We start from the raw sequence: 6,791 nt of genomic DNA, 5'->3' as shown, positions 1-6,791 counted from the left end.
TCCACAATGGCCGTCCGACGGTCGACGCCGTCGTCTCGCTCACCGGCTTCTCGCTGGTCGGCGGCCCGGCCTATAACGACTCCAAGGCGGCCGAGGATATTCTCGCCGCGCTGGACGTGCCGTATCTGTCGGCGCATCCGGTCGAATTCCAGACGCTGGAGCAATGGGCGGCGTCCGACCGCGGCCTGATGCCGGTGGAGAGCACCATCATGGTGGCGATCCCCGAGCTCGACGGCTCGTCCGGTCCGATGGTCTATGGCGGCCGCTCCGATGGCGGCGACATCGCCTGCCCGGGCTGCGAGAAGTTCTGTAAGTTCGAGCGCAGCGAGAGCGGCGGCGACATGCATGTCTGCGGCGAGCGCGCCGAGATGCTTGCGTCGCGCACCGCCAAGCTGGTCGCGCTGCGGCGGAGCGAACGCAAGGACCGCAAGGTCGCGGCAGTGCTGTTCAACTTCCCGCCGAACGCCGGCAACACGGGCACCGCGGCGTTCCTCGGTGTGTTCGAGTCGCTGTTCAACACGCTGAAGGCGATGAAGGCCGAGGGCTACACGGTCGAAGTCCCCGAGAGCGTCGATGCGCTGCGCGAAGCTATCATCAACGGTAATGCGTCGCGCTTCGGCGCCAATGCCAACGTCCACGCGCGCGTGCTGGCCGGCGATCACGTCAAGAACGAACGTTATCTGCGCGAGATCGAGGCGCAGTGGGGGCCGGCGCCCGGCAAGCACCAGAGCGACGGTTCGTCGATCTTCATTCTCGGCGAGCGCTTCGGCAACGTGTTCGTCGGCGTGCAGCCGGCCTTCGGTTACGAAGGCGATCCGATGCGGCTGCTGTTCGAGAAGGGGTTTGCGCCGACGCATGCCTTCTCGGCGTTCTATCGCTGGATCAAGCAGGATTTCGGCGCCCACGCGGTGCTGCATTTCGGCACCCACGGCGCGCTGGAATTCATGCCCGGCAAGCAGACCGGCCTGTCCGGCACCTGCTGGCCCGACCGCATGATCGGCGATCTGCCGAATATGTATTTGTACGCCTCCAACAATCCGTCCGAGGGCGCGATCGCCAAGCGGCGTTCGGCCGCGACGCTGGTCAGCTACCTGACGCCGCCGGTTGCGCATGCCGGCTTGTATCGCGGCCTGCTCGATCTCAAGGCTTCGATCGAGCGCTGGCGCGGACTGACGCCGGAGGAAGAAACCGAGCGCGAGAACCTTGCGGTGCTGGTGCAGGCACAAGCCGCCGGCCTCGACCTCACGCCGGCCGAACCGGCGTGGACCGCCGAGGAGGCGGGCGCCGCCATCGCCAAGCTCGCCGATGCGGTGCTGGAGATGGAGTACGCGCTGATCCCGCACGGGCTTCATGTTGTCGGCAACGTGCCGTCGGAAGAAGAGCGGGTCGAGACGCTGGAAGCGGTCGCGGATGCGATGCACGGCAAGCGCCCCGACAAAGCGCTGCTCGAAGCGCTGGTGCGCGGCGGCCATCCCGAACATCTGTCGGGTACCGGCCCGGAGGCGCAGGCCAATCTCGACATGCTCAAGGAGCTGGCCGGCATCGACAAGCTGCTGGCCGAGGATCACGAACTCGCTGCGATCCTGCGCGCGCTCGACGGCAAGTTCATCCGGCCCGCGCCGGGCGGCGATCTGCTACGTACGCCGCAAGTGCTGCCGACCGGCCGCAATCTGCACGGCTTCGATCCGTTCCGAATCCCGTCGGCCTATGCGCTGCAGGACGGCGCCAAGCAGGCGCAGCGGCTGATCGACAAGCACATCGCCGAGGGCAATGCACTGCCCGAGACCGTCGCGATCGTGTTGTGGGGCACCGACAATCTCAAGAACGAAGGCGCGCCGATCGGCCAGGCGCTGGCGCTGATGGGTGCAAGGCCGCGGTTCGACGGCTACGGCCGCCTCGCCGGTGCGGATCTGATCCCGTTGGAAGAACTCGGGCGGCCGCGCATCGACGTGATCATCACCATGTCGGGCATTTTCCGCGACCTGTTGCCGCTGCAGATCAAGCTGCTGGCCGAAGCCGCTTTCATGGCGGCGAGTGCCGAGGAGCCCGCCGAGCAGAACTTCATCCGCAAACATTCGCTGGCCTATCAGGCCGCGCACAATTGCGACATGGAGACCGCGTCGCTGCGTGTGTTCGGCAATGCCGACGGCGCCTACGGTTCCAACGTCAACCATCTGGTCGAGAACAGCCGCTGGGAAGACGAAGACCAGCTCGCCGACACCCTACCGAAGCGCAGGAGCTTCGCCTACGGCCTCAAGGGGGCAGCCGGTGCAGCACGCCGATCTGCTCAAGAGCGCGCTAGCCGACGTCGATCTCGCTTATCAGAACCTCGACTCGGTCGAGCTCGGCGTCACCACGGTCGATCACTACTTTGACACGCTGGGCGGCATCAGTCGCGCGGTGCGCAAGGCCAAGGGCGGCCAGGCGGCGCCGGTCTATATCGGCGACCAGACCCGCGGCGCCGGCACGGTCCGCACGCTATCGGAGCAGGTCGCGCTCGAGACCCGCACCCGCATGCTGAATCCGAAGTGGTACGAGGGCATGCTCAAGCACGGCTATGAGGGCGTGCGCCAGATCGAAGAGCACGTCACCAATACGATGGGCTGGTCGGCGACCACCGGCGAAGTCGCGCCGTGGGTTTACAAGCAACTCACCGAAACCTTCGTGCTCGATCCGGAAATGCGGGCGAGGCTCGCCGCGCTCAACCCGGTGGCTTCGGCGAAGGTCGCCAACCGCCTGATCGAAGCGCACGAACGTAACTACTGGTCTCCGGACCCTGAAATGCTCGAAACCCTGCGCAAGGCAGGCGAAGAGCTCGAGGATCGCCTTGAAGGCGTAGGAGTGGCCGCATGAACTTCCTCACCGATCCGCTCAAGCTCAAGACTTCCGGTTGCGCCGACCTCAACGCATCGAAATGCGCCGAGGGCGACGGCGAGGGCAGCGTCCAGGTGCAGCTCGACCCCGACGTCAAGATCGGCACCGCCAAGGTGTTCTCGATCTATGGCAAAGGCGGCATCGGCAAGAGCACGACCTCATCGAACCTGTCGGCGGCGTTTTCCAAGCTCGGCAAGCGCGTGCTGCAGATCGGCTGCGATCCCAAGCACGACTCGACGTTCACCCTGACCAAGCGCCTGATCCCCACGGTGATCGACGTGCTGGAGGAAGTGAACTTCCACTCGGAAGAGCTACGGCCCGAAGACTTCGTATTCGAGGGCTACAACGGCGTGATGTGCCTCGAAGCCGGCGGCCCGCCAGCCGGCACCGGCTGTGGCGGCTACGTCGTCGGCCAGACGGTGAAGCTGCTCAAGGAGCATCATCTGCTCGAAGACACCGACGTGGTGATCTTCGACGTGCTCGGTGACGTGGTGTGCGGCGGCTTCGCGGCGCCGCTGCAGCATTCCGAGCGCGCGATGATCGTCGCCGCGAATGATTTCGACTCCATCTTCGCCGCCAACCGAATTGCAGCAGCGATCCAGGCGAAGTCGAAGAACTACGGTGTCCGGCTTGCGGGAGTGATTGCCAATCGCAGTCGCGAGACTGACCAGATCGACAAATTCGGCGAGCGCACCGGTATCAAGCGCGTCGCGCATCTCCCGGACCTCGATGTCATCCGGAAGAGCCGTCTCAAAAAGATGACACTTTTTGAGATGGATCACACCGCCGAAATCGAGGCTGTGCAAAATGAGTATCTTCGGCTGGCTTCCGACTTGTGGGAGGCGAAGGAACCTCCCGTTCAAGGCAAGCCGCTGAAGGATCGCGACATCTTTGATCTCCTGGGATTTGATTGATGGCCGTGGGCAGCTACATCGAGCGACGCGGAGAGCTTGAGACGTATTTCGACCGCACCGCGGCCGATACGTGGGCCAAGCTGACGTCGGATGCGCCGGTCAGCGGCATTCGCGCCACTGTTCGCGCTGGTCGCGACGAGATGCGTAATACGCTGCTGTCCTGGCTGCCCGATGACATGACCGGGATGCGCCTGCTCGATGCCGGCTGCGGCACCGGCGCTTTGTCGATTGCCGCAGCACGGCGCGGCGCCCATGTGCTCGCGATCGACCTGTCGCCCACGCTGGTCAATGTCGCGCGCGAGCGACTGCCCGAGGAAATCGATCCCGCAGCGATCGATTTCCGTTCCGGCGACATGCTCGATCCCGCGCTCGGCGAATTCGACTTCGTAGTGGCGATGGACTCGCTGATCCATTACCTGCCGCACGACATCTGCAAGATGCTGGCGACTCTAGCGTCTCGCACCCGTCGCTCGATGGCGGTGACGTTCGCGCCGAAGACACCATTGCTTGCGGCGATGCATTTCGTCGGCGGCTTCTTCCCGCGTGCCGATCGTGCGCCGGCGATCGAACCGATCAGCGAAGCCAAGTTGCGCGATCTGATTGCTGCCGACCCGGCGCTGCAGAGCTGGCATCCGGGCCGCACTCACCGCGTGTCGCGCGGATTCTACACCTCTCAGGCGCTGGAGATGGTACCTCGATGAGTGCGCGGGCGGCCACATGGACGAAAGGCTGGATGCGCGTGGGAACGCGCTTTTTGCCGTTCGCCGATGCCGCCACCAAAGAACTGCCGCTCGGCCGTCTGTTGCGGCTGTCGCTGTTCCAGGTCTCGGTCGGCGCCTCGATCGTACTGCTCAACGGCACGCTCAACCGGGTGATGATCGTCGAGCTCGGCGTCACGACGTTGCTGGTGTCGGCGATGGTGTCGCTGCCGCTGGTGTTCGCGCCGCTGCGCGTCCTGATCGGCTTCAAGTCCGACAATCACCGCTCGGTGCTCGGCTGGCGACGCGTGCCGTATATCTGGATGGGCACGCTGCTGCAGTTCGGCGGCTTCGCCATCATGCCGTTCGCGCTGCTGGTGCTGTCCGGCGGCGGTGAATATCCCGCTGTCTATGGCGAGATCGGCGGCGCGCTGGCGTTCCTGCTGGTCGGCGCCGGCATGCATACCACGCAGACCGCGGGCCTCGCGCTCGCGACGGATCTGGCGCCCGAGCATTCGCGGCCTCGCGTGGTCGCATTCCTCTACGTGATGCTGCTGGTCGGCATGACCGGCGCGGCGCTGATCTTCAGCGAGCTGCTGCGCAACTTCAACGAGATCAAGCTCATCCAGGTGATCCAGGGTGTCGCGGTCACGCAGATGCTGCTGAACATCGTCGCGCTATGGAAGCAGGAAGCCCGTAATCCGGCGTTGACCTCGGCGAGTCGCGAGCGGCCGGACTTCAATCGTTCCTGGGCGCGTTTCCGCGCCGCCGGTGGTTCGACCCGAATGCTGGTCGCGGTTGCGCTCGGCACCGCCGGCTTCTCGATGCAGGACATTCTGCTCGAGCCGTATGGCGCCGAAGTGTTGCGTTTGACCGTCGGCCAGACCACGGCGCTCACTGCGTTCTTCGCCCTCGGCACGCTCGCCGGCTTCGGCATTGCGGCGCGGCAGCTCGGCCGCGGCGGCGATCCATATCGCCTCGCCGGACTCGGCGCGCTGGTCGGCGTGTTCGCCTTCGCGGCGGTGATCCTGTCGGCGGCGGCGCAGTCTGTGCTGCTGTTCCGGTTCGGCACGGCGCTCATCGGTTTTGGTGGCGGCCTATTCGCGGCCGGCACGCTGACGGCCGCGATGGCGGTGGCATCCGAGAGCGATCCGGGCCTGGCGCTGGGCACATGGGGCGCGGTGCAGGCCACTGCGGCCGGCGGCGGCATTCTGCTCGGCGGCGCGCTGCGCGATGCCGTTGCGGTGCTGGCGGCGGACGGCGCGCTCGGATCGACGCTGTCGGGCCCGGCCATCGGTTACAGCTTTGTCTACAACATCGAGATCGCGTTGCTGTTCGCAACGCTCATTGCGGTTGGTCCGCTCGTGCGAACCACACGAACGAACTACGCGCAATCGTCAGCCAAATTCGGCCTCGCCGAATTTCCAGGTTAACTTCAGAGGAAGGGGTCTGTCATGCAACCCGGAGCGTATTTGGACTTAGCACAGGTTACCCTGTACGTATTTTGGATCTTCTTCGCCGGCCTGCTCTACTATCTGCGCCGGGAAGACAAGCGGGAAGGCTATCCGCTGATCGCGGACACCGGCTCGGGTCGTCTGACCAAGACTGGCATCCCGGGTGCGCCGGATGCGAAGACCTACCTGCTGCGTGGCGGCGCCACCAAGACCGTGCCGTCGACCTCCAACGATCGTCCCAACGTCGCGCTCGCGCCGACCGCGCCGTGGCCGGGTGCTCCGTTCGTGCCGACCGGCAATCCGTTCGCCGACGGCGTCGGCCCGGGCTCCTACGCGCAGCGCGCCGATGTGCCCGAGCTCACCCTCGACAACCTGCCGGCGATCGCGCCGCTGCGCGCCGCCAAGGGCCTGTTCCTCGATCCGCGCGATCCGAACCCGGTCGGCATGGCCGTCGTCGGCTGTGACGGCGTGGTTGGCGGCACGGTGACCGAAGTCTGGGTCGACCGCGCCGAAATCATCGCCCGCTACCTCGAGGTCGAAGTCGCCAAGAGCAAGAAGCGGGTGCTGCTGCCGGTGCCGTTCGCGCTGATCAACGATCCGGTCGGCAAGGTCTCGGTCGACGCCATCCGCGGTGATCAGTTCGCCGGCGTGCCGACGCTCGCCAAGAGCGACCAGATCACCAAGCTCGAGGAAGACAAGGTCTGTGCGTATTACGGCGCCGGCACTCTGTACGCCACGCCGCTGCGTCAGGAGCCGATCGTATGAGCGACCTCCCCATCCAGGTCAACGAGCTTCCACAATCCCTGCCGGAGGGAGAGCGCGTGATCTGGCAGGGGAAACCGACCTACAAG

The 6,791-nt window shown here is 65.5% G+C and carries 4 protein-coding genes and 1 pseudogene; all 5 read left to right on the top strand.

Annotated features, from left to right (window positions below; translation table 11 throughout):
• Positions 1-53 precede the first annotated feature (53 nt).
• The 5 genes and pseudogenes from I5M_RS29585 to puhA all read left to right on the top strand — a co-directional run bounded on the left by I5M_RS29585 (position 54) and on the right by puhA (position 6,705).
• A pseudogene (locus I5M_RS29585) lies at positions 54-2,853 on the top strand (magnesium chelatase subunit H).
• Entirely contained in the window at positions 2,850-3,788 is a 939-nt protein-coding gene (gene bchL / locus I5M_RS11780) for a ferredoxin:protochlorophyllide reductase (ATP-dependent) iron-sulfur ATP-binding protein (protein WP_022721592.1), read from the top strand. Before I5M_RS29585 ends, bchL begins: the two are co-directional and overlap by 4 nt.
• A complete protein-coding gene (bchM, locus tag I5M_RS11775) occupies positions 3,788-4,489 on the top strand; it encodes a magnesium protoporphyrin IX methyltransferase (protein WP_022721591.1) in 702 nt (233 codons plus the stop codon). Before bchL ends, bchM begins: the two co-directional genes overlap by 1 nt.
• Complete coding sequence (locus I5M_RS11770; protein WP_022721590.1) at positions 4,486-5,919, top strand: MFS transporter; 1,434 nt, start codon at positions 4,486-4,488, stop codon at positions 5,917-5,919. The genes bchM and I5M_RS11770 overlap by 4 nt, the downstream gene beginning before the upstream one ends.
• 21 nt (positions 5,920-5,940) lie before the next feature.
• A complete protein-coding gene (gene puhA, locus I5M_RS11765) occupies positions 5,941-6,705 on the top strand; it encodes a photosynthetic reaction center subunit H (RefSeq protein WP_022721589.1) in 765 nt (254 codons plus the stop codon).
• Positions 6,706-6,791 lie beyond the last annotated feature (86 nt).

Origin of the sequence: Rhodopseudomonas sp. B29 (assembly GCF_000333455.1) — a bacterium.
GTDB lineage: Bacteria > Pseudomonadota > Alphaproteobacteria > Rhizobiales > Xanthobacteraceae > Rhodopseudomonas.
The sequence above is the reverse complement of the archived record's forward strand: the minus strand, read 5'-3'. Positions and strand labels throughout refer to the sequence as shown.